The 22,437-nt window shown below is 53.5% G+C and carries 19 protein-coding genes, 1 tRNA gene and 1 pseudogene; 7 read left to right on the top strand and 14 right to left on the bottom strand.

Annotation, left to right across the window (positions count from 1 at the left end; all coding sequences use genetic code 11):
- Window positions 1–22 precede the first annotated feature (22 nt).
- The 9 genes from OU789_RS03910 to OU789_RS03950 form a co-directional block, all read right to left on the bottom strand.
- Window positions 23–1,312, bottom strand: coding sequence for an O-acetylhomoserine aminocarboxypropyltransferase/cysteine synthase family protein (locus tag OU789_RS03910; protein WP_274653489.1), 1,290 nt, complete (start codon window positions 1,310–1,312; stop codon window positions 23–25).
- Window positions 1,313–1,394: 82 nt separating this feature from the next.
- Window positions 1,395–2,399, bottom strand: a complete 1,005-nt coding sequence (locus OU789_RS03915; RefSeq protein WP_274653491.1) for a hypothetical protein — start codon at window positions 2,397–2,399, stop codon at window positions 1,395–1,397.
- An 85-nt stretch (window positions 2,400–2,484) separates the two neighbouring features.
- Window positions 2,485–3,414 carry an AEC family transporter gene (locus tag OU789_RS03920; RefSeq protein ID WP_274653493.1) on the bottom strand — a complete coding sequence of 310 codons (930 nt, stop codon included), beginning with the start codon at window positions 3,412–3,414 and terminating at the stop codon, window positions 2,485–2,487.
- Window positions 3,415–4,212, bottom strand: coding sequence for an MBL fold metallo-hydrolase (locus OU789_RS03925; RefSeq protein WP_274653495.1), 798 nt, complete (start codon window positions 4,210–4,212; stop codon window positions 3,415–3,417). It abuts the gene before it with no gap.
- Window positions 4,209–5,006 carry a TatD family hydrolase gene (locus OU789_RS03930; RefSeq protein ID WP_274653497.1) on the bottom strand — a complete coding sequence of 266 codons (798 nt, stop codon included), beginning with the start codon at window positions 5,004–5,006 and terminating at the stop codon, window positions 4,209–4,211. Before OU789_RS03930 ends, OU789_RS03925 begins: the two co-directional genes overlap by 4 nt.
- Window positions 5,007–5,025: 19 nt before the next feature.
- Entirely contained in the window at window positions 5,026–6,153 is a 1,128-nt protein-coding gene (locus tag OU789_RS03935) for a DNA polymerase III subunit delta' (RefSeq protein WP_274653499.1), read from the bottom strand.
- Window positions 6,150–6,785 (bottom strand): dTMP kinase, encoded by a 636-nt coding sequence (gene tmk / locus OU789_RS03940; protein ID WP_274653501.1) that lies wholly within the window; start codon window positions 6,783–6,785, stop codon window positions 6,150–6,152. The genes OU789_RS03935 and tmk overlap by 4 nt, the downstream gene beginning before the upstream one ends.
- Window positions 6,782–7,969, bottom strand: coding sequence for a D-alanyl-D-alanine carboxypeptidase family protein (locus OU789_RS03945; RefSeq protein ID WP_274653503.1), 1,188 nt, complete (start codon window positions 7,967–7,969; stop codon window positions 6,782–6,784). The genes tmk and OU789_RS03945 overlap by 4 nt, the downstream gene beginning before the upstream one ends.
- Window positions 7,970–7,979: 10 nt before the next feature.
- Entirely contained in the window at window positions 7,980–8,840 is an 861-nt protein-coding gene (locus OU789_RS03950) for an SPOR domain-containing protein (RefSeq protein WP_274653505.1), read from the bottom strand.
- A 264-nt stretch (window positions 8,841–9,104) separates the two neighbouring features.
- Here OU789_RS03950 and OU789_RS03955 point away from each other — a divergent pair.
- Window positions 9,105–9,194: transfer RNA gene (locus OU789_RS03955), tRNA-Ser, on the top strand.
- A gap of 355 nt (window positions 9,195–9,549) precedes the next feature.
- On the opposite strand, the gene OU789_RS03960 is transcribed toward OU789_RS03955, so the two are convergent.
- Together OU789_RS03960 and OU789_RS03965 are read right to left on the bottom strand one after the other, a co-directional pair.
- The gene (locus OU789_RS03960) at window positions 9,550–11,241 is read right to left on the bottom strand and encodes a recombinase family protein (RefSeq protein WP_274653507.1); all 1,692 of its coding nucleotides are present in this window, start codon (window positions 11,239–11,241) and stop codon (window positions 9,550–9,552) included.
- Window positions 11,238–11,654 (bottom strand): DUF2924 domain-containing protein, encoded by a 417-nt coding sequence (locus OU789_RS03965; RefSeq protein ID WP_274653509.1) that lies wholly within the window; start codon window positions 11,652–11,654, stop codon window positions 11,238–11,240. Before OU789_RS03965 ends, OU789_RS03960 begins: the two co-directional genes overlap by 4 nt.
- Window positions 11,655–12,105: 451 nt before the next feature.
- On the opposite strand from OU789_RS03965, the gene OU789_RS03970 reads away from it, so the two are divergent.
- Genes OU789_RS03970 through terL form a run of 3 tightly spaced genes read left to right on the top strand, consistent with a single transcriptional unit; the run spans window position 12,106 to window position 15,408 of the window.
- Window positions 12,106–13,494, top strand: coding sequence for a site-specific DNA-methyltransferase (locus OU789_RS03970; protein ID WP_274653511.1), 1,389 nt, complete (start codon window positions 12,106–12,108; stop codon window positions 13,492–13,494).
- Window positions 13,487–13,936: a DUF5681 domain-containing protein gene (locus OU789_RS03975; protein ID WP_274653513.1), complete on the top strand. Its 450-nt coding sequence runs from the start codon at window positions 13,487–13,489 to the stop codon at window positions 13,934–13,936. Before OU789_RS03970 ends, OU789_RS03975 begins: the two co-directional genes overlap by 8 nt.
- On the top strand, window positions 13,933–15,408 hold the full coding sequence (gene terL, locus OU789_RS03980) for a phage terminase large subunit (RefSeq protein ID WP_274653515.1): 1,476 nt from the start codon (window positions 13,933–13,935) through the stop codon (window positions 15,406–15,408). The genes OU789_RS03975 and terL overlap by 4 nt, the downstream gene beginning before the upstream one ends.
- A 231-nt stretch (window positions 15,409–15,639) precedes the next feature.
- On the opposite strand, the pseudogene OU789_RS03985 reads toward terL, so the two are convergent.
- The 3 genes and pseudogenes from OU789_RS03985 to OU789_RS03995 form a co-directional block, all read right to left on the bottom strand.
- Window positions 15,640–16,842 (bottom strand): annotated as a pseudogene (locus tag OU789_RS03985) (IS3 family transposase).
- Between the two features lie 57 nt (window positions 16,843–16,899).
- Window positions 16,900–17,835: a formylglycine-generating enzyme family protein gene (locus tag OU789_RS03990; protein WP_274653517.1), complete on the bottom strand. Its 936-nt coding sequence runs from the start codon at window positions 17,833–17,835 to the stop codon at window positions 16,900–16,902.
- A 5-nt stretch (window positions 17,836–17,840) separates the two neighbouring features.
- Entirely contained in the window at window positions 17,841–18,536 is a 696-nt protein-coding gene (locus OU789_RS03995; protein WP_274653519.1) for a GntR family transcriptional regulator, read from the bottom strand.
- A 199-nt stretch (window positions 18,537–18,735) separates the two neighbouring features.
- On the opposite strand from OU789_RS03995, the gene OU789_RS04000 reads away from it, so the two are divergent.
- The 3 genes from OU789_RS04000 to OU789_RS04010 all read left to right on the top strand — a co-directional run bounded on the left by OU789_RS04000 (window position 18,736) and on the right by OU789_RS04010 (window position 22,420).
- Window positions 18,736–20,262 (top strand): sulfatase family protein, encoded by a 1,527-nt coding sequence (locus tag OU789_RS04000; RefSeq protein ID WP_274653521.1) that lies wholly within the window; start codon window positions 18,736–18,738, stop codon window positions 20,260–20,262.
- Between the two features lie 25 nt (window positions 20,263–20,287).
- Complete coding sequence (locus OU789_RS04005; RefSeq protein ID WP_274653523.1) at window positions 20,288–21,097, top strand: hypothetical protein; 810 nt, start codon at window positions 20,288–20,290, stop codon at window positions 21,095–21,097.
- A 90-nt stretch (window positions 21,098–21,187) separates the two neighbouring features.
- Window positions 21,188–22,420, top strand: a complete 1,233-nt coding sequence (locus tag OU789_RS04010; protein ID WP_274653525.1) for an ABC transporter substrate-binding protein — start codon at window positions 21,188–21,190, stop codon at window positions 22,418–22,420.
- The last annotated feature ends 17 nt before the right edge of the window (window positions 22,421–22,437 follow it).

Genomic DNA, 22,437 nt, shown 5'->3' on the forward strand with positions numbered 1-22,437 from the left:
CCCACTCGTTTTTGTTTTCTGATTATTGAGCCTTTGCGAGGGCCTGATCAAGGTCTGCTTTCAAATCATTTACATCTTCGATGCCAATTGACAGCCGAACCACGTTCGGAGAGGCGCCAGCTTTGATCTGTTGCTCCTCGGTCAATTGGCGGTGCGTTGTCGAGGCCGAGTGAATAATCAGGCTGCGTGTGTCGCCGAGATTGGCGACGTGGCTGAATATCTCGAGATTGTCCACAAGTTTGATGCAGGCGTCATAACCGCCTTTGAGCGCGACTGTGAACAGCGCCCCGGCGCCCTTCGGACAAACCGTTGCAACCCGATCATTGTAAGGCGAGGAGGGGAGACCAGCGTAGGTCACAGCCTCAACACGCGGGTCTTTTTCAAGCCAGCTTGCCAGTTCCATTGCGTTCTCGACATGACGTTCCATGCGAAGTGAAAGCGTTTCGATGCCCATCAAAGTGTAATGTGCGCCTTGCGGGTTCATAGTCATACCAAGATCACGCAGGCCGATCGCGATGGAGTGGAAGGTGAAGGCCATTGGACCAAGCGCTTCGTGAAAGACCAATCCGTGATAGGCGGGTTCCGGTTGCGAGAGGGATGGAAACTTATCGCTCGCAGACCAGTCGAACTTGCCGCTGTCGACAACGCAACCGCCTGTGACCGTACCGTTGCCTGTGAGGTATTTGGTTGTCGAATGAACAACCAACGTCGCGCCGAGTTCGATTGGGTTACAGAGGTATGGCGTTGCCGAAGTGTTGTCGACAATCAGCGGAAGGCCTTTTGCATCTGTGATTTTAGCGATTGCGGGAATGTCAGTGATGTAACCGCCAGGGTTCGCGATACTTTCGCAGAAGACAGCACGTGTATCCTCGTCGATTGCATCCGCAACCGCAGCCTCGTCGTCGAAATCAACAAACTTCGCGGTCCAGCCGAAACGTTTAATGGTTTGGCTGAATTGGGTGATTGTCCCGCCATAAAGGCGCGTTGAGGCAACAACGTTTTTGCCTGGACCCATGAGCGGGAAAAGCGCCATGATTTGCGCCGCGTGTCCGGAAGAGCAGCAAACCGCTCCAACGCCGCCTTCTAGGGTGGCGATGCGTTCGGCAAGTACAGCAACGGTCGGGTTGGTCAGGCGAGAATAGATGAACCCGACTTCTTGAAGATTGAACAGTTTGGCAGCGTGTTCCGCATCGCGAAATGCATAAGCCGTGGATTGGTAAATGGGCGTCTGGCGAGCGCCGGTTGTAGGGTCCGGCGTTGCGCCAGCGTGAATTTGCAATGTGTTGAAGCCGAGCTGTTTTGCGTCGCTCATAATATCCTCCGGTTTGTAATGCCCAGAGCCTAAGCTATTCCCGCTACCGGCAACAACGCTTTATTGTCACAGCGCAGTTCTTCTATCGAAGCCAAAAGCCGTTGCGCTTAAGCGCATTTCGTATGGCTGCTTCGCGTTTGGGGAGGCTATTCTGATCAAAAAGCGCTCGTGCTTTACGGCCTCTTCCCTGATAAATCATGCGCTTAAATGGGTCATATTGCTTTAGTCGCTTCTTAAGCTTGTTTGGTGCTGCGACCTGTTCCAGAAGATCAACTACGCGATCACTTTCCCTTGCGTAGAGAAGCGGCATCAATCGATAGTGGCACGATACCTCGCCATCCAGCAGCCCATGCGGAATCGTATCCCGGCCTCCGCCCAAAGCATGAACGACAAGAGGAAGTGCAACCTGGTCCAGCCAAGGATCCAGCGGCTGGCAGATCAGCTCTTCTGGCGCGTCGTCCCGTATGGCGAGCGCATATTCCAAAAACTTGGCACCAAATCGTTGCGGGCACTCATAAAAGAACCATCCCGCATTGAAGTAGAGGTAGCGCTCCCAAAATTCATCCGGTTTTGCAAGGTCAAGCGAGCTCTCGAAATCAAGGCCGAACTTGTCATAGAGAGACTTCCAGGTTTGAGTATATCCGGGGCCGTACAACTCTTGCTTGGGCCAAGTGTCCTCGCGCTGCATGGAGGCGCTTGGTTTGGCGAAGTCGAAGGGGATATCGGTGATCTCTCCCGTGATGAGCGTATCGGTATCAAAAAATATGAAGGGTTCACCCTCGGGCATGGCAAGCAGAGCTTCGATTTTGTTGCCATAGGGATAATCCGCCCCAAAATGGTGTGCCACAAAGGGGATGATCTCTGCGCCGTATTCTTCCAACCCGTCGCGGATATGCGGTGGCAGGCGTGTGTCTGTGCCGCTCCATTTAGCTTCGGGTTGAGGTTCTGCGACGAGCAGCCTGCCTACAAAGGCTGGCGAATGGGCACGTAGACTTGCCGCAAACAGCAGCGCTTCGTAAGCAAGTCGACCGTTTTGGCCGATTATGACGATGTTGAAATCTTGGCTGTGTTGCGCGCGACCTGTCATTCAATCTGCTTCCGATCTTGGCCCGTTTGGGGCTGTTTTCGCGAATTATAGAGTTTGGCTAGACCAACGAACAGCGGAAATACAGCTATGGCAAAACAGAAAGCCAGAAGCCGATTGTAAGGATCGATGTTGCCGTTGCAATCAGCACCGTCGAAGCTGCCACCCGTTTGGCAACTCCGTACATGTTGGCGAAGATATAGGTGTTAACGCCCGGTGCCATCGCTGCGGCCAATGTAGCGGAACGCAGGCTTGCGTCTGGTAGCTCGAACCAGTTCCCAAGCGTGAAGGTGATCGCCGGATGAAGGACCAGAGATAGAGAAATCGCATAGAGAATAACCCGCATATCACCTTCGGGCTTATATCGAAACAGAACGCCGCCAAGGCCGAACAACGCGGCGGGAAGGGCGGCTCTCGCGATCAAATCGGTTGCCTCATAGACCATTCGCGGAACAGGGATATCAAGCAGATTCGTCGCGAGACCGAGCATGATCCCGATGACCAAGGCATTGCTGAAAATCGCTTTCAGAACCGAACCAAGCGTTGAAATCACACCGCTCTTTTTGTTGCGAACAAATTCCATGACTGTAATGCCAACCGCATAGCAAAACGGGGAGTGAAACGCGATAATTGCATAGTTGGCGCTTAATGAGTCTGGCCCAAAGGCTCGCTCGGTTATCGGCAGCCCGAGCAGCACAAGATTGGAGAACAGCCCGCAAAATCCGATAGCTACGCAATCTTGCCAAGGGCGGACAAACAATAGGCGCGCTCCGTAAATTCCGGCCAAAAAACTAACCGTCGCGCCGGTATAAAAACTGGCCAGCAATCCAAAGTTGATTGTCGCGGCGAGATCCAAAGTCGAAATTACCGAGAAGAGCAAACAAGGGATTGCGAACTTCTGGGTGAAGGTCATCAGGGCGTCGACATCGCGGTCGGAGAAAAGATTGCGCCAAACAACGAGATACCCAGCTCCTATAATCAGGAAGACGGGGAGGGTGACGTGGAGCGCCGCTTGCACCTAACTCTCCAGAGACAGCACCATCCCGTCAAAGGCGGGTGCAATATGTTCGGGCAGTTCGTTGCGTAGAGTCTCGTAGTCCAGATCGATGTGCATGTTCGTGAGCACCGCGTTTTGCGGCGCCACTTTCGCAATCCATTCAAGCGATTTTTCAAGATGGATATGGCTTGGATGTGGTTTGCGGCGCAACGCGTCTAGCACGAATAACTCAAGCCCTTGAAGCCGGTCCCACGTTTGTTCGGGCATGTCGGACACATCGGGAATATATGCGAGATCTTCAATGCGGAAGCCAAGCGCATCAATCCGTCCGTGTATGACAGGAAGGGGCAGGAACGTGATTTCACCGCCAGCGCCAGAAACAGAAAACGGATCATCGCCAATCGCGTTGAGTTCGCAAATCGGAGGGTAATCGCTACCTTTGGGTTGTACGAAGGCATAGCCAAACCGCGAGATAAGCGCCTCTGTTGTGTCGCTATCTGCCCAAACGGGCATGCGGATGCGGGTGTTGAAAACGATCTGGCGGATGTCATCAAGCCCGTGCATGTGATCGGCGTGTTGGTGCGTGAACACCACGCCGTCTAGCGTTCCGACGTTTGCGGCAAGAAGTTGCGCGCGCATGTCAGGAGAGGTGTCGATCAGCGCACGGGTGATACCGTTCGGCCCGATACGTTCCACCAGCATAGAGCAACGTTGACGACGGTTTTTGGGGTTGGCGGGATCGCATTCACCCCAATTGCCGCCAAGGCGTGGCACACCACCAGAAGAGCCACAGCCCAATATGGTGAAGCGATAACTCATGCCGCGCGCCACTCCGCCGCTTTTGTGAATAGCCGCTCGAAGTTTTGTTCGGTTTGCGCGGCAAACTCTTCAACCGACAAGCCGAATACCTCCGCTCCAACTGCGCCTGTGAGCGCACTATAGGCGGGTTCGTTTCGTTTGCCGCGATGTGGCGGTGGGGCAAGATATGGGGCGTCGGTTTCGACAAGGATACGATCAACGGGGGCCGCGGCGAATATCTCGCGCAACTCGCTCGAGCGGGGGAAGGTCGCAATGCCGGACATGGACAGATAAAACCCAAGATCGATCGCCACACGGGCAAGCTCTGCCGAGCTAGAGAAGCAATGCATAACACAGGAATAGGACCCGTTTGCGTACTCTTCGCTCAAAATGCGCGCCATATCTTCATCGGCTGCGCGAGCGTGGATGATTAGAGGCAGGCCCGTTTCCCGTGCTGCATCGATATGAATGTGCAAGCTCTCTTGCTGCACGTCTTTGCTTTCGGCGGTGTAATGATAATCAAGTCCAGTTTCGCCAATGCCGACAAATTTCGGGTGCTTTGCCAATTCAACAAGATCATCAACTGTTGCCATCGGCTCTTCGGCGGCACTCATCGGGTGCGTCCCGCCTGCCCAGAAAACTTGGTTATACGCCTCGGCAATGTTGCGCACCTGATCCGCGTTGCGCAAACGAGTACAGATTGACACCATGCGCGTTACGCCAGCTTCTTTGGCGCGTTCTACAACTTGCGGCAATTCTTCAGCGAAATCAGGGAAATCGAGGTGGCAATGGCTATCCGTAAACCTTGGCGTCATGTCGTGTCCGTTATTGCGATCAGGCCGCCACTTCAGCCGCCGTTTGGTCCATCTTTAAAAGCATATCAAGGATGAGCGCCGCAGGGTCAAGGTTAACTGCACGACCATGTCGAACGCGCGCGCTCAGGCTTTGCTGTAATTCGGCCCATCTCCTGCCGTGTCGCGGGGTTGGTGCGAGCTTGGCGAAGAGCGCGATTTCGCCCTTAGCGGCTTCAATCACAGGCGGCCCCGATACGCCAGCGCGCGCCATACGGCTAAGGAACAGGTCAAACATATCCAGCAGTAACTCATAGCGTTCGGCATTCTTCTTGCCAACGGCGCTTTCGGCCATGGCGAGCGCGCGCGGGCGGTCAAGGCCGGGGGCAGCATGAAACAGATCGCACAATGTCTGGTATGTTTGGTGCCCGCCCAGCGTCACAAGGCGCATTGCCTCGCCAACACTTCCTGCTGCCAGCGCAGCCAGCACTGTCGGGTCGGAAATCTCCTCAACACCCGCAGTGGCCAGAGCCGTTGCCAAGTCATCGGGCGAAAGCGGCGCGCAGCGCAATTCTCGGCAGCGCGATTTTATTGTTGGGAGCAAACCGCTGGGCTGGTGGCTGACCAATAAAAGGATCGTGTCATCTGGCGGCTCCTCAAGCAGTTTTAGGAGTGCGTTGGCGGCGGATACGTTCATCTCGTCGGCGGCATCAACAATCACGACGCGGCGCCCACCATCAGTTGCCGAAAGCGATAGGAAGGATTTCAGCCGCCGCACTTCGTCGACGGTAATAACCGTTTTCAGCCCGTCACCTTTGTCATTCGCGGCGCGGCGCAAAAGGAATAGTTGCGGTTCGGAAAGTGCCGCTATCCGCTGTGAGACGGGATGATCGGAACTGATATCCAAACTTGTTGGGGCAGGGGGCGCGTCGCAAAACAAACCGCTATCACCGCCTGCGGGCGGTTGCGCAATCAGGAAGCGCGCAATGCGCCATGCCAGTGTGGATTTTCCAACGCCACGTGGCCCAGTAATGAGCCAGCCATGATGCATACGGCCCGTGTTAAAGGCCTCCAGAAATGCCGCCTCTGCCTTTGCCTGACCCAGCAGTTTTGTTGTCTCACGCGGATGCGGCGCGCCAGCAATGCGATCCGGCTCTGGAAGGTCACTCATGCCAGTATCTCTTGAGTTTTGCGTAGAATGTCTTGGTTGACCTCGCCAAGGTCGCGCGCGCCGTCAATAACAACGCAGCGCTCGGAGAATTCTTTTGCGAGTGCAAGGAAACCTGCGCGCATTTTGACCTGAAAGTCATTGCCGAAATCTTCGAAGCGCTCTTCGGACGTTTGGCGAGCCTTCGCGCGCGCCAGACCGATGGCAGGGTCCATATCAACAATGAAGGTCACATCCGGTTCGCGGCCAATCATAAGGCTATGGAGATCATCAACGACGGTGCGTAAATCTCCACGGCTTATGCCTTGGTACATGCGAGTTGAATCCGCAAACCGATCACAGATCACGATTTTTCCTGCTCTCAAGGCGGGTTGGATTGTTTTCTCAAGGTGGTCACGCCGCGCGGCAGTAAACAGAAGAATTTCCGTTTCCGCAGACCAGCGGTCAGGATCGCCTTCAAGAACAAGGCTTCTGATTTGCTCTGCACCAACGGATCCACCAGGCTCGCGGGTCAGGATGGTTTCATATCCTGCTTTTCCCAACGCTTCGGCAAGCAGCCTTGCCTGCGTGGATTTGCCGGACCCGTCAATGCCTTCAAAGCTGATAAACAGCCCACCCGCGGGTTTTCCGTTCATAGAGACAGGCCCAGTGCTTCGCCGATGTACCGTTGAAACAGGATGGCGAACGCTGTGCGGAACCGTGGCAAAACACCCCCACCTTCAATGCTTTGCTCCGCTACGAGTGGGACGCGCATCTCGGCCATGTCTGGCAGATTCAAAACAAGTTCACCCACCTCTTGGCCTTCGGCAATCGGGGCTTCAAGCGGACCTTCGTAAACGACTTCGCCTTTGATTTCGCCTTGCACCAATGCAGGGACAAGTAAATTCAGGTCTTCGGACAACACAAGCCCGACAGTGGTTTCATTCCCCATCCAAACCTTTGCATCCGCAAGTTTTTCACCCGCCGGAGCATAGTTTTTCATAACAAATTGGCGAAAAGCCCAGTTAACAATTCGCTCGGCCTCTTCGGCGCGCTCTTTCTCGCTTGTTAACCCGGTAATGACGAATACAACGCGGCGCTTCCCTTGAACGGCGGACCCGACAAGCCCATAGCCAGCTTCACTTGTGTGGCCCGTCTTGAGGCCATCAGCACCGATCCCGAGTTTGAGCAACGGATTTCGGTTGAAGCGGTTGTCCGGTGAGCGACCGTCAAACCCGAATTCTGTTTCACCAAAGAAGCCATAATATTCAGGGAGCTCGACGATAAGGCGCTCGGCAAGAATTCCGAGATCTTTCATACTCATGCGTTGGTTTGGATCCGGCCAGCCTGAGGCATTCGCGAAAGTCGAGTTTTCCATGCCAAGATCAACGGCGCGCTCATTCATAAGCCGTGCGAAGGCCTCTTCCGTTCCGGCCAGACCTTCGGCAACAACGACACAGGCGTCATTTCCCGACAGTACAATAATGCCGCGAATAAGGTCTTTGACGGTTGGACGGTCTGTTTCGTCAAGAAACATCGTCGATCCGCCCATGTTTTTGGCGCGCGTCGATACGGCAAAGGTCGTGTCCATCGTGACGCGCCCATCTTTGAGCGCCTCAAACAGCATGTTGAGCGTCATCAGCTTGGACATACTTGCAGGCGGCAAAGGAACATCCGCGTTCTTTTCCATCAGCAACGTGCCAGTTGTGACGTCAACCACGTAAGCGCCCGTCGCCCGCGTTTCGAATGCGTTCGCCGTAGATGCAATACTAATCAACGCTAAAAGCAGCGCCGCGATCAATGTACGTGAATAGGAAACCAGAGCTAGTCCAAGACGCATAGCGCCCCCTTTACTTGTTTACGAAAAACGCGTCGCTATAGCCCATACCGACGACCTTTTTCTTAAGCGCATCTTTATCGGCAGCACTGGAAACAGGGCCGACAATAACACGCCAGTATTGCTTTTCTTCGTTCGAAAACGTTGTGACTTTTGGCGTCGCGCCAGCTTTGCGCATTTGATCCGCAACCGAGTTGGCGTTGGCTTCAACGCTGAAAATGCCGATCTGGATATACTGCGACTTGCCGGACGAGTCTGCTGCGCTCGCAACATTCGTTGGCTTTCCGGCGTCTTCTACAGCGTCCAAAGCCGCAGCTGCGCTTGCAATCGGATCAAGCGTTGTCTGTTCAACTTCGTTAGCCGCAATCGGCGCGACCTCACCGTCGATAGGCGCATCGCTGGTGGCTTTTTCCGCTTCGACCGGAGCTGGTGCTGGCTCCACGACAATTTCCTTGCGGCGCATCGCAACGACCGAAAGTTCCTGAGGAGAGCCAGCAATCATACCGATTGCTTCTGCGGCCTCCGATGAAACTTGTAATTTCGGACCTGGCGTTTCACGTTCCTTACGGAAGAGGGCGCCAATAACAGATTGCCCGTTTGCTTCGTTGCGGATCATCACGCGTTCTGGATCAACCGCAGTTGGATGCGCAACCCAAATGCCGCCAAGCGACGGGCGCCCATCCCAAAGACCGACTTCCTGCACACTAAAGACTTCCGGCGCTTCAACGTCTTTTTCGACAACCTTCGCTCCCGATTCTGTCGTCGTTACGTCTCCGTCTTGAGACAGAAAGCTGCCGGCCCCTTCCTGACACGCAGAAAGTCCGACCACTGCAGATACACATACCGCGACCTTGAAAAACGAAGATACTGCCATGTTTTGCCCTCACAAATTCGCGCCGCTCAGCGCTCTGCCATTTAATGGCTATTATTTTCAGTGGCTTACGCCTTGTGTGTCCGGCTGCACGTGTTGGCAGTTCCGTCACTATTCCCCACGTCCGTCAATCGAAATTTCGAGACATAAGGGCATAGTAGACAAACTCCCGAAATATTTAAAGAGTCCGCATTCCCGATGGGCGAAATATTGCAATTGGAATAGGGGTTTCAGAATCAGAAAACGCGCGGTAACACAAACGCTGTCGGAGGAGTGGCAGAGTGGTTGAATGCACCGGTCTTGAAAACCGACGTAGGTGAAAGTCTACCGTGGGTTCGAATCCCACCTCCTCCGCCAGCGACCTCGGTCTCTCGCATTCCTGTCTTTTTCGTAGTGATTAGTGTCGTGTTTCCCGCGGCTTACGTTATGTTCTTTCCATCAGAGACTGACCGTGCGCTGAAATTCCCTTAGATAATCTCAGTAGTCTCAGTTGCTTAATTTCGGCGGTGAGGTTTGGCTGCGATTTCCCTGATACAGGTTTATTTACAGGGAATTTCTAGTGAATCCATCAATTTGGGTAGCTAGAGAAGCAATACCTGCAGTAATTACAAGGCGTTACAGTTTATTTCCCTAAACGCAATAACAGGGAAATTAATTTCAGGAACAGGGGATTTTCTGGGCGTTAACAGGGAAGCGTTTGTGGGAGCTGAGATTAGCTGTTTTGGGCGAGACCAAATAGGGTCTCTTGCGCGCGCCATGCCATCGGAATTTTTGTCCGAGTTATGGTTTCTAATGTCATCTCGATAGGGTGAGTTCCATTGAGAATGGCCTCTTGGATTTTGGGTGAGAGAAACGCTAGGGGAATGATGTGCATGACGTAGCTGTCAGAGACAGACACCTTATTTGCAATGGCTTTGACAGAGATGCCCGACTTCATTTGCCCAACCCAGGAGTGAGCGTTATTGAGCGCGCGAATTAGGGTTTGATCCGGCGCGGGTGCATACTCGGCGGCGACAATCCGCATTTCCGCACCACGGCGGCGGCATGTGAAGGAGGTTTCAAACTGGAGAAGCTTCGCGCAAATCAGATCTGCGCTAACGGCGAGTTCCTGCGCAAGGTTATTGCGCGAGAGGTTTATTTGCAGATTGTCATTGCGGACCTTGCCTATTCTGATGAGCGGTGCCACTTCAGCCGCTCCCCTTGTGATAATTCGATCCGCTAAGATTTGTGTAGCTTCACTTGCGGCTCTCGCCGCAACGGCGTCCGCTGCGTCCAAGAGTGTGTGGCGCTTCGCGTTGGTTGCTAAATGCGCTGCTATTGCTTTTGCGACGAGGCTTTCAAAGCTTTTTGCTGGGAGGCGCCAACCTGTTCGATCAGGCGAACCTGAGATCAACCGGTTCGAAACATAATAGCCATGTCGCTTTGTACCTTTCTGGGTATGTGTCGGGGTTAGGATATCGCCTGTTTCGTCCCGGAATTTTCCGAGAAGCGGAGCAGGACCGTTTTGAGAAGATAGAGTCTGTTGTGGTGTTGTAAGACCACGTCGACGCATGGCGGCCGCCTCGAGCTTACCTTGAACGCGACCCCATTGGGATTGATCGATGATGGCTGCATGCTGGCCGGGGTAGGATTTATCCTTATGGCGGATCCGTCCGAGATAAGTCGGGTTGCGCAGGATGTGATAAATCTGTCCGCGGCTGAACGGTTTGCCGCCCTGTGCACGGCCCGTCGCAAAGACATGGCGCTTGGAAACAAGACCTTCTTTACGCGCTTGGCGCATGACGGCATTCAGGCAGCCTAAGTCCTCATACATCGTAAATATTTGCTGTACGGTCTTAGCCTGTGCTTCATTCACCACCAGTTCACGCCGCGTATTGTCTGGGTGGGCTTCATATCCAAGGGGCGCCACTCCGCCCATCCAAAGGCCTTTTTTCTTAGAGGCAGAGATTTTGTCGCGAATACGCTTAGCAGTGACTTCGCGCTCAAACTGCGCAAAGGACAGAAGAACATTCAACGTGAGCCGCCCCATAGAAGAGGAGGTGTTAAAGGCTTGGGTGACAGAGACAAAGGAACAATTGACTTCTTCAAAGCGATCCACAAGCTGTGCGAAGTCTGACAGGGAGCGGGTAAGCCGGTCGATCTTATAGATCACAACCATGTCGATCTTACCGGCCTCGATATCTTTAAGCAGGCGCTGCAGGGCGGGGCGTTCTAAAGACCCGCCGGACTTACCGCCATCGTCATAGCGTGAAGGTAGAAGTTTCCATCCCTCATGCTTTTGGCTGGCGACATAGGCAGCGCAGGCCTCATGCTGAGCATCCAGTGAGTTGAAATCCTGATCCAACCCTTCTTCTGAAGATTTGCGGGTATAGATGGCGCAACGGATTTTACGCGCGACAGTCATTGGGCGGCTCCAGAATTGAGGCCAAAGAACCGTGGCCCGGACCAATGGGTGCCGGTTATGGCACGTGCGATGGCGGTAAGGGAGCGATAGGTTTCTCCCTTCCAGATAAACCCGTCGTCCGTGACGTCAACAACGTGCGTGATCCCGTTCCATTCGCGCAGCAAACGCCCGCCCGACTTTAGCCCTGGGCCTGATTTTACTTTGGGAGCCACCACGTTTGGTTTTGACAGGGCCTTGAGCGTCGCTTTTGACAGCCCGCCGTCGCTCCGAGCCTGCACTTCAAAGGCTAGGACGCGGCGCATAAACGGCTGGCTCATGCGCGGTGGCGGCGATTGGCCGAAAGCCTCCTTCCATGCTGCACAAAGAGCTGAACGTTCTAACGTCTCAAGCTCGCTAAGTGTAGGTAATGACATGTCGTTCTCCTCATATAGCGGCGCAATTCGCGTGTACTGAAGAGAGCCCGATCTCATCGGGCTTGAGAGCAGTAATGCCTGGTCTGCTCGCGTAGTCCAGTTCTTTTTGAGGAGACCGAAATTCCTGCGAAAATGACCGATATTTCTAGAGTGATCTGATTATTCGTCAACAATAACAATTATTTAAAACAACCGTGGGCTTCTTTTCCCTCTTGCGAGTTTTTTCTTACGTCGATAATGATTTGGGTGCAGCTCGGACGGAGATAGGGCCTAAATAGGACATTGCTGCATCGTCTGAAGGCGCGTTAATGCGATCATTCAGACACGAAACGAAAACGGGCAAAACAACCGGATCCATCGGTCCGGAGGTGACTGCCGTCCTCTCCTATTTGCCGCTGCGATCCATCTTTGAAGCTTGTCACCATAGGTGGCGTCAAAAATGGAGGCGCAAATGCGCACATCTACTCTACCTCTCGATATGTCCGTATCGGCCAAACCTGTTTGGTTGGCTGATAAAGTGGTCCTAACCCAATTAGGGGATCTAAAGCCCTATGCAAATAATAACCGGTTACACACGGCCAAGAACATTGGAAAGCTCAAGAAATCTGTTGCCCAATTTGGTTTCGTGACCCCGATCCTTGTGGATCAAGGGGGCATAATAATTGCTGGTCACGGTCGCTTTGAAGCGGCAAAGGCGCTCGGGCTCAAGTCCGTTCCGACGGTGGTTATTGAGCATTTGTCTGCGGCAGAAGTCCGTGCCTTGCGCATAGCAGACAATAAGCTTGCGGAACTTTCTGACTGGAATGAAGACGCCCTGCAAATTGAGTTCGCCGATTTGATGGAACTAAAGCTAGATGGAGATTTGGAATTAGATCTCGACATCACCGGTTTTGAGATGCCTGAAATTGATCTCATTATTGGCGGAACACAGGCGGATCAGCCGGCAGAAACCATAGAGGCGCTTGATCCTGGGAAGCCGGCGATCACGGAACTTGGGGATCTTTGGATCCTCGGTGAACACCGCCTTTTATGTGGCAATTCACTTGAAGCGGCAAGCTACAAGCGAGTTATGGAAGGCGCGCCGGCGCAGATGGTCTTTACGGACCCACCTTACAATGTTCCGGTTCAGGGGCATGTCCGGTCGGGGAGCGGTGGAGAGCATCGCGAGTTTGCCATGGCCTCTGGGGAAATGAGTGATGATCAGTTCCTTTCTTTTTTAAAGACCTTTTTAGCCCATGCTGTGGAATGGTTGCCGAAAGGTGGCATTGCCATGGTTTGTATGGACTGGCGGCACCTTGGGGATCTTATGTCGGCCGGAGAATCATCTGGTTTTGATCTCATCAACTTATGCGTCTGGAATAAAACCAACGGCGGCATGGGAAGCCTCTATCGCTCCAAACATGAAATGGTCTGCATCTTTAAGAAGCCGGGTGCATCGCACATAAACAATGTCGAACTTGGAATGCATGGCCGCAATCGCACCAATGTTTGGGATTATGCGGGTGTGAACAGTTTTGGCAAAGGGCGCACCGCAGATTTGGTAGATCATCCCACGGTAAAACCTACGCCTCTCGTCGCGGATGCACTTATGGATGTGAGCCACCGCGGCGATGTGGTTCTGGATGCTTTCGGTGGATCTGGGGCCACCTTGCTGGCGGCGGAGAATACCGGCCGAAAAGCCCGGCTCATAGAGCTGGATCCCTTATATGTGGATGTCGCCATTCGCCGGTGGCAGGAACTGTCCGGTAAGAAGGCTGTCCACGCCGAAACGGGCGAAACTTTCGAGGCGCGTTCCGCGCACCAAGTAGAAGCTTGCGCGAAGGAGACGAGAAATGTCTGATCCCAAAAAAGAATACGAAGTTGGCTATAGAAAACCGCCTAAAAGTACACGGTTCAAGAAGGGCCAATCCGGCAATACGCGGGGGCGACCTAGGGGGGCGAAGGGATTCAATGCAAGTCTGCAAAAGGAATTGGAGCGCAAAGTGCCTGTGCGCGAAGGTGGGCGCGAGGTTCGATTATCCAAGGCCCAAATAGCGGCAAAGCGGCTTGCCGAAAAGGCGATGAAGGGTGACATGTCAGCGCTGAAAATGCTTGGGCTATTTGATACGGAACTTAGTCATCGGGCAGAGCGTGAGGCGAGATACGTCGCCCGATCCTCTGAGCCGGACGAAACGGATGAAGCCGTCCTTGGACACTTCTTTGAGTTAGCCGCGCGCGGCCAATTTGAACCTGATGAACTTGTGGAACCAGTTCTGTCTGAAGACGAGGGGGATACAGAATGACGTATCTTGATCGAAAGCAGAAACTGCGGATTTCAACCGCACTTTATCGCAAGGACCTTTTTGCTTTTACCTGGAAGGTATTCGCTACCTTGCATCCAGGAAAGCATGATGAATTCGTACCAGCTTGGCACGTACAAGCGATGTGTCATGAGTTGAACAATATCCGGTCCGGCGAGAACCGGCGATTGGTCATCAACGTACCACCGCGCCACTTAAAATCGATCACCGTCGCCGTCGCTTTTGTCGCGTTCTTAGTTGGTCATCGTCCTGAAGCCAAAATCATTGTGGCAAGTTACGGTCTCGATCTCGCACGTTTGCATTCAAGTGCGACACGACGAGTTATGGAAACGGACTGGTATAAGCAGATGTTCCCAAATGCGCGCCTTGCAAAGGTCGGCAATACGCAAGATGAAATTCGTACCACCAAAGGAGGCAGCCGCAAGGCAGTATCCATCGGAGGTGCGGTCACAGGGCACGGAGCGGATTACATCATAATTGACGATCTCATGAAGGCCGGTGATGCGGGTTCCGAGGCGGAACTTATTAGGGCGCAGGAGTTTATTGAAGGCTCTTTACTCTCTCGCTTCAACAATCCCTCCGCTGGGTGTGTGGTCATGATAGCGCAGCGGCTTCATGAATTGGATCCGGCAGGATATCTTCTTGATAAAGGAACATTCCGACATCTGAATTTGCCCGCGATTGCGGAGGAAGATGACGTGTTGAGAATAGGTCAAGGTCGCAGTCACCACCGCAAATCGGGCGACATTCTGTTTCCGGAGAGGTTCAACCGCGAAACGCTAGATCGCATGCGCCGTGAGATGGGGGTGGCAACATTCAACTGCCAATATCAGCAAAACCCCATTGCGCCAGATGGTTCTCCGCTTCGTTGGGAATGGTTTGGTACTTATGAAGAGATAGGTGAACGGCATGAATATCAGTTGGTCGTTCAGAGTTGGGATACGGCAATGTCTGCGGATCCACGTGCTGACTTCTCGGTTTGCACGACTTGGGGATTCAAAGAAAATCGCTGGCATCTGCTCGATGTGTTCCGAGAACGGATGGATTATCCTGACTTGCGCAAGAAAGCGCTTTTCCTGGCAGATAAATGGCAATCAGATAAAGTTCTGATTGAGGATGCGGCGTCAGGCAAGCCGCTACTGCATGATTGCCATGGAGAACACCCTCGTCGTTTCCGATCTATTCGTCCCGAAAAGGATAAGGAAACGCGTTTTGGCGCCGCCTGTGCACCTGTAGAACAAGGTAAAATATATTTACCAAAAGAAGCGCCGTGGTTGGCGACCTTTAAACGGGAATTGCAAGGGTTTCCTCGTAGTCGGTATGACGATCAAGTTGACAGTTTTAGCCAATTTGTGAACTGGTCCAACGGGCCCGGCTTTTGGAGGGCGTTGGGCCGAGAGCATCCTCTTACTGTAGAGCGGCGAGTAAGGAGTAAGGAACGGCAACGGCGGTAATTTTGAAAAACGGCGCCGATACTGCCCGGCGACTACCGTCATGCCAATAGTGTTCCAGAAATTTAGCATTGCAGTTTGGCGGCTTGTCAGGCTCATAACCTGAAGGTCGTAGGTTCAAACCCTACTCCCGCAACCAAAATTTAATACAATAATAATATAAACACGTTACACACCTCCTTCGGGAGGTTGCTCGCGCGTGATCAGCCCCAATTGAGTGGTCCAATTTGATTGCTAGTGCATGATCGGCCTATGGTCCATCTGGACGATGGTTTCGGGGGGCGGTGGGCGGTAGCGCAAAGCACTGTGTGGTCGTTTGGTGTTGTAGTGTTTTCTCCATTTTTCGATCAGTATTTGGGCTTCGCGCAAACTGTAGAAGATTTCGCCGTTAAGGAACTCATCTCGGAAACGGGCATTGAAGCTTTCACAGTATCCGTACTCCCAGGGGCTTCCCGGTTCGATATAGGCCGTTTTTGCGCCAACAGCCTTGATCCAATCCTGCACGGCCTGAGCGATGAACTCCGGGCCGTCGCCCATTGGGCTCGAACCAATGGCGCCATCAATGGGCAACTCTGAACGAATGAACGACGGGACACCGCGCAGGATGAACAGATCACTCAGGGCATCGATGACATTGCCAGAGTTGAGCTTGCGATCCACACGGATGGCGAGACATTCCCGGCTGTATTCGTCGCTGATGTTCAGTGTGCGGAACGCTTTCCCGTCGTCGGTTCGGCAATGTACGAAGTCGTAACTCCAGACATGATCACGATGCTCTGGTCGCAATCGAACGCACGATCCATCATTCAGCCAAAGCCGCCCCTTCTTCAGTTGTTTCATTGGCACTTTCAGCCCCTCTCGTCGCCACAACCTTTCGACCCGTTTGTCGTTCACATGCCAGCCAGAATCTCTCAGTAGCGCTGCGATCCGACGGTAGCCGTATCGGCCATATTGGCGGGTCAGTTCGATCATGTCGGCCACCAACTGCTCTTCGTCTGGACGACCAACTGGCACCTTACGCTGTGTGGATCGGAGTTGCCTCAGAACGCGACACGCTCGACGTTCTGAGACATTCAGTTCAGATCGAACGCGATCAATGCAGGCACGACGACGAGCGGGGCTTAGAAGTTTCCCTTTGCGGCCTCTTTTAGGATCAGCTTGTCCAGCGTCAGATCCGATACTAATCGGCGAAGGCGCTCATTCTCTTTCTGTAGCCGTTTTAGTTCCTTGAGTTGTTCCGTCCCATTCCGCCGTACTTCTTCTTCCCATTGACCGGCAAGCGATGCTTTGCATCGCTGAGAGGGGGCGATAATAGGTTTGTTCAGTCACTCCGATCTGACGGATCGCTTCCAGACGCGGCATTCCTTGCCCCGTCAGAACCTCAACCTGCCGTAACTTAGTGACAATCTCTTCAGGCTTCGGTCGCTTGTTTGACATGTGTTTCCTCCGTTTTCCTAAACATAGCGGAGGACCACTTCAGTGGGGGAGGATCAGCTAAACCGGATAGACAATACGAAACCCCGTGTGGGACGAGGTAGAGTCAGGCGTATTTCCGGTACGTGCCGCGATCCTGTATCGGTAGCAATAGCTGATATGACAGAGGAACGACCCGCCTTTGAGCAAACGTTGGGGGGCTGCAGTGCTCTGTCGTGCGGTCTTTTTCAGCGTTCGGATGCGGAAGGGCGCGGCTGTCCATTCCCAGACATTGCCGACCATGTTGTAGAGCCCATAGCCATTCGGCGAAAAACTGATCGCAGGGGCGGTTGCGGCGTATCCGTCTGCGCAGGTGTTTTCATGTGGGAAATTCCCCTGCCAGATATTGCAGGGTTGGAACGTGTCATCGTTCGGCTCTTCGGTTCCCCACGGGAAAGGAACATCACCAAGCCCGCCACGCGCCGCATGCTCCCATTCGTGCTCTTGCGGGAGCCGACCACCTGCCCATTTGGCATAGGCGGTGGCGTCGTTCCAAGACACATGCACAACGGGGTGCGACTCTTGAGCGGGCGCGCCATGCGGACCATTGGGAAAGGCCCACGTCGCGCCGTCAACCTTGCGCCACCATTCCAGCCCGTCAATTCCAAGCGTTTTGGCGTTTTCTTTGGGGAGATGGCTGTAGAAGACAAACGACCAACCAAAGCGCTCTGCTTCGGTTTGATATCCGGTGGCGTCGATAAACCGCCGAAAGGCCGCAACAGTGACTGTTCCGCGCTCCCAATCCAAAGGCTTAACGCGTTTCTCTCTGAGGGGGGATTCCCCGTCAACCGCAAGAATAGGATGCGCTGTTCCGAGCAACGCCTTGCCACCCGGAACGCGCACGGTGTCGCGCTGACAGGCAGACCCCGTTGCTGGGGTGATCTTTGCTGACTTAACAGGCGTTGCTGGGGATGTTGCCTCGCGGCTGACGCAGCATTTGTTTGAATGGCTCTCCACGGATCCTATGTCTTCTGATTGCGCTGCGCGATGCTAAGACGGTCAACCAGATGGCGCCCTGCGTCGCGCACGTGTTGATAGAGCGTTTGACTCGTGGCATCGGCGTCTTGACGTTTGATACACTCGATGAGTTTGCGATGTTCCTGAAAGATTGCTTCACGGCGGCCGATTGCAACAGGGACGCGCGTGGAAATTGCCCAGAGAATTTGGCGGTGTTGTTGCCATAGCTTATAGGCAACGCGGTTGTAGTGATTCCCGTAGAGCGTAGAATGGAATTGGCAGTCTAGATCGGCGTGCTTGTTTTTGTCAGAGAAGTTGAGCGCCTCCATTTCGTCCTGAATGGCCTCAAGCTGATCGATATCTTCCTGGCTAGCGGTTTCGACAAAAAATCTTACGAGATAAGGCTCGAGTTGCTGTCCCACTTCGCTAACATCGCGGACAAAATCGGTGTCGATTGCACGGATACGAGCGCCTTGGTTAGGTACAAAAATTACCAGCCCTTCACCGCGCAATTGTTGCAAAGCTTCCCGTACAGGATTGGTGGATACACCATATTTCTTAGCCAGTTCGCTAACTTTAAGGCGTTCGTTCGCGGTTAGATCTCCGGCAAGGATTTCGTGGCGAATTTTATGATAGATAGAATTATCGCCTTCGCCATCGACATCTGCACTGATCGAAAGGGGGTATTCGTAAGCTGTCATCTGTGTGTATGCCCTAAATGGTGGAGGTTTCTGCGCTAATAGCCATCTAAACTTATCATATCCTGTATCATCTGCGTCAGATTTGCGCAAATGTAGAGTAGATGACTTGTCACACCGGCGTCAAACATATTATGTTTGCTGTGCGGTGGCGTATCACGCCGATTATCCGCGATAGCCAAACTAAGTCGGAGAGCCAACCTTGACCCGCAAACCCAATGTGATCCTGATTTCAACAGACCAACAACGGGGCGACTGTATCGGCCCAGAGGGTCGCGGTGTGAAAACCCCCGCGATTGATCGAATTGGAGAGCGCGGTGTGCGTTTTTCCAAATGTATTACGCCGCACCCCATGTGCCAGGCTGCGCGAGCGTCAATTTTGACCGGTAAACTGCCTTATAGTCACGGCGTGCGGGATAATGGACGCGATCTTGACTACAGCTTTGGAGCGCAGGGTTTGGCGGGAATATTTAAGGCTGGGGGCTATGATACGCATTTCATTGGCAAGGCGCACCTTTCCAGCCAACAGACCTTTGAGCCAACAGGCAGACCAGAGTGTTACTCCAGCGCGAAGGATTTTGATGCCAATTGGCACGGGGAGTATTTCGGTTTCGACAACGTCCAACTGATGCTGAGACCGCATCACCATACGAAATGGTATGACGCACCGGAGACATTGCATTACGAGAACTGGCTTGATTCCGACGGTAAAGGGGGGGAACGTTGGGCGCGCGCCAAAGACCCATTGCCACCTGAACCTCGCAATTTTCAGGCGTGGCGCTCGGCACTTGAGGAAGAATGGCATTCGACGCCGTGGGTGGGCAATCGGACGCTAGAGATGTTGGATGAGCAGGGTGACAAGCCGCTGTTTGCTTGGGTGTCTTTCCCTGATCCTCATCCGCCTTTCCTTGCACCGGAACCTTGGTGTGACATGTATGACCCTGAAGAAGTCGTGGTTGCTAAACACATTGAGCTAGATCTTGATAATCGACCATGGTGGCATCGCGAATTTTTGGCGGGACGTGACAAGATAAAGCAAGGGGCGGAGCACAACGCTGGCGGAAAAGACTGGGGGCAGCGCGGTGACATGTCGGAAGCGGCGATCCGCGAGATTACGGCGATTTACTTCGGTATGATCTCGGCTGTGGACAAGCAGGTTGGCAGAATTCTCGATGCACTTGAGGCACGTGGCGAACTGGATAACACGATATTGGTATTTATTTCCGATCACGGTGAGTGGTTGGGCGATCATGGCCTGCTGTTGAAAGGCCCGATGCTATATGACGGGTTGCTGCGTGTTCCTTGCTTGATTTGTGGCCCAGGTGTTGCAGCGGGCAAAGTGATTGATGCGCCTGTGGGAACGATTGATATTCGCAAGACACTGGCAGAACTATGCGGCTTGGAGGCGGAAGACGACAATGGGACGTCTTGGCTCGGCCTTATTGATGGGACTGAGGGTCGCGACTACGCGCTTAGCGAGTTTGAAGTAGATGCGCGCCGCAGTGCGATTGACCTCGATTTGAGAACTGTGCGGAGCCAACGTTATCGCATGTCGGTTGACCTGAACACGAACACGGGTGAGCTATACGATTTGGTGAATGACCCCGATGAGATGGTGAACCTGTTTGACGATGCCGGTGCGGCAGCGATCCGACGCGAGCATATGGATATGATCCGCGCACGTCAGGGCGACGAGATTCCGCGTTCGCCACGGGTTGGCTGGCACTGATCTGTTGGAGATCTCAAACGGGATTGTGACGTTGCGGTTGGCGCCGAACTTTGGTGCGCGGATAACTGAGCTGACGGATTTGCGGAACGCGCGTAATTGGATTGTCTCTGGCGCGTGCGAAGGGTCAGCCTCGGATGCGGCGAACTACCTCGACGTAGCGCCAAGTGGTTGGGATGAATGTTTCCCCACAGTTGCGGCGTGTGACGTCGATGAGTGGGGCGGGCGTCTGCGTGATCACGGCCTGCTATGGGGGCGCCCTTGGCGTTGTGTTGCCACCAATACAGGTATTGTTGCCACCTATGAGGATCGGCGGTTTCGATTTCGGCGCGCTATCCGTTTGGCGGGTGAATATGTGCTGGTGCGATATACGCTTACTTCGCTTCATTCAGCACCGCTGCCGTGGCTTTGGAGCCAGCATTGCCTGCTTGCGTGTGAAGCGGGAGAATTTATCGAAACGTCAGGTCTCGAAGCGTGGCAAGACGCTGATCGCAAACAAGTATCGCTTACTCCTGTTTTGGGACCAGACGCGGGCGTCGCTGGGAAATACTTCGCACCTGTAGGGAAGCGAGCGAAGGTGGCGCTATGTGGGGCGCGTGGACGGTTTGAAATCTCTTGGCGACAATCTGATGCATGTTGGGCCGGGTTTTGGTTTTCATATGGCGGCTGGCCTGTTGAACAACCTCTCTATCAGATCGGAATCGAGCCAGCTTCAGCACCGCATGGCCGTTTATCTGAGGCGATAGAGGAGCGAAACGCCAAGCGGCTCTCAGCAGGACAAACGCTGCATTGGCATTGCAGAATGCGTGTCTCCACTGATGAAATTGATGCGTTTTGAGGGAATTAATATTAAATCGTACATTATTTGAAAAAATAGTGTACGAACTGATTTGTTAATGATAATACAAATGCAAGGAGGATTCTAAAAATGACACGAACTATGACATCTAAGTTTGCAATGATGCTCTCAGTGGCACTCTTGCCGGTTGCGGGGCATGCGCAAACCGTTCTCGACGTAATTGCTTGGAAAGGCAGCGAGGCTCAGCCAGCAGGTCTGCCTCAGCTTATTGAGAAGTTTGAATCTGAAAACCCCGATATCGACGTTGAGCTGACGTATGTCGCTCGTAAGGATATCGACAAGGTTATTCCGCCCCGTTTGCAAGGCGGCAATCCACCAGATGTTACGATGGTTGATAGCTCATTGGTTGATCTTTGGGGTGGGGCGGGCCTTCTCACGGACCTAGGAACCGATAGCCCTTGGTATGACACAATGATTCCAGCTGTGCGCGATGTAATGTCGTCTGGGGATGAGATTCTTGTCTACCCGCTGGAAGTTGTTGGGATGGGTAACTTCGTAAATATGGATCTGCTTGCTCAGGTCGGGATTGATAAAGCCCCCGTGACACTTGATGAGCTGAAAGCAGCCTGTCAGGCGTTGGCGAGCGAGGGAATTTCACCGATGATCTTCGCGGGCAGCTTCCCTGCGATGCTCTATGTCGGCGCCAATGGTATCGATCCGGCCGGAATTTCTCCTGCGGAATACGGCACGGGTGAGCGCACTTTCGTAGATGACGAGAACTTTAATGCGTCGCTTGACAGTGTACGAGACCTCGTAGAGGCAAAGTGCTTTGATCCCGAACTGCAAGCAGGGCTCGACCCTTGGGCGACAGCGCCGCAAGAATTCCGGTCCGGCAATGTTGCAATCCTTCCGCAGGGTGCATGGAACATCGGTAATTTCTCTGACGTCGAGGGGCTTAACTACCAGTTTGCGCCAATGCCGTCGGTGTTTACCGAACATGGCCTCGCGCTTGATCTTGTTGGTCCGGGTTGGTCCATTCCGCGTGATGCCAAGAATGCCGAGGCAGCCCGCAAATGGGTCGACTTCTTTACTGTTGAGGAAAATCTCGCGGTTTTCTTGAAGGAAGACGGTGCCTATAGCCCTTACACTGGCGGCACACCGACCATGCCAGAGCTTACAGAGCCTTATACCAAAGCTCGCGATGCCGGCAGCCTGATCCTTTGGCCATTCTCGACGCTCGAATTCCCGAAGCCGCTTCAGTCGGAATGGGAAGACAGCCTGACAGGGTTCCTATTGAACATCGACAAGCGGAATGAGGATACGCTGCAACGCTGGGACGACGTGGTTGAGGACAACATCTAATATGCATGTGGCCCGTA

This window comes from Halocynthiibacter sp. C4 (genome assembly GCF_028823805.1).
Taxonomy (GTDB): Bacteria; Pseudomonadota; Alphaproteobacteria; order Rhodobacterales; family Rhodobacteraceae; genus Falsihalocynthiibacter; species Falsihalocynthiibacter halioticoli.

Bases quoted from the DNA above. Each gene is read 5' to 3' on its own strand.
- OU789_RS03975 (WP_274653513.1), top strand. From the start codon at position 13,487: ATGTCTGATCCCAAAAAAGAATACGAAGTTGGCTATAGAAAACCGCCT.
- OU789_RS03950 (WP_274653505.1), bottom strand. From the start codon at position 8,840: ATGGCAGTATCTTCGTTTTTCAAGGTCGCGGTATGTGTATCTGCAGTG.
- terL (WP_274653515.1), top strand. From the start codon at position 13,933: ATGACGTATCTTGATCGAAAGCAGAAACTGCGGATTTCAACCGCACTT.
- OU789_RS03995 (WP_274653519.1), bottom strand. From the start codon at position 18,536: ATGACAGCTTACGAATACCCCCTTTCGATCAGTGCAGATGTCGATGGC.
- OU789_RS03960 (WP_274653507.1), bottom strand. From the start codon at position 11,241: ATGACTGTCGCGCGTAAAATCCGTTGCGCCATCTATACCCGCAAATCT.
- OU789_RS03910 (WP_274653489.1), bottom strand. From the start codon at position 1,312: ATGAGCGACGCAAAACAGCTCGGCTTCAACACATTGCAAATTCACGCT.
- OU789_RS04010 (WP_274653525.1), top strand. From the start codon at position 21,188: ATGACACGAACTATGACATCTAAGTTTGCAATGATGCTCTCAGTGGCA.
- OU789_RS03970 (WP_274653511.1), top strand. From the start codon at position 12,106: ATGCGCACATCTACTCTACCTCTCGATATGTCCGTATCGGCCAAACCT.
- OU789_RS03930 (WP_274653497.1), bottom strand. From the start codon at position 5,006: ATGACGCCAAGGTTTACGGATAGCCATTGCCACCTCGATTTCCCTGAT.
- tmk (WP_274653501.1), bottom strand. From the start codon at position 6,785: ATGAACGGAAAACCCGCGGGTGGGCTGTTTATCAGCTTTGAAGGCATT.
- OU789_RS03965 (WP_274653509.1), bottom strand. From the start codon at position 11,654: ATGTCATTACCTACACTTAGCGAGCTTGAGACGTTAGAACGTTCAGCT.
- OU789_RS03935 (WP_274653499.1), bottom strand. From the start codon at position 6,153: ATGAGTGACCTTCCAGAGCCGGATCGCATTGCTGGCGCGCCGCATCCG.
- OU789_RS03945 (WP_274653503.1), bottom strand. From the start codon at position 7,969: ATGCGTCTTGGACTAGCTCTGGTTTCCTATTCACGTACATTGATCGCG.
- OU789_RS03915 (WP_274653491.1), bottom strand. From the start codon at position 2,399: ATGACAGGTCGCGCGCAACACAGCCAAGATTTCAACATCGTCATAATC.
- OU789_RS03925 (WP_274653495.1), bottom strand. From the start codon at position 4,212: ATGAGTTATCGCTTCACCATATTGGGCTGTGGCTCTTCTGGTGGTGTG.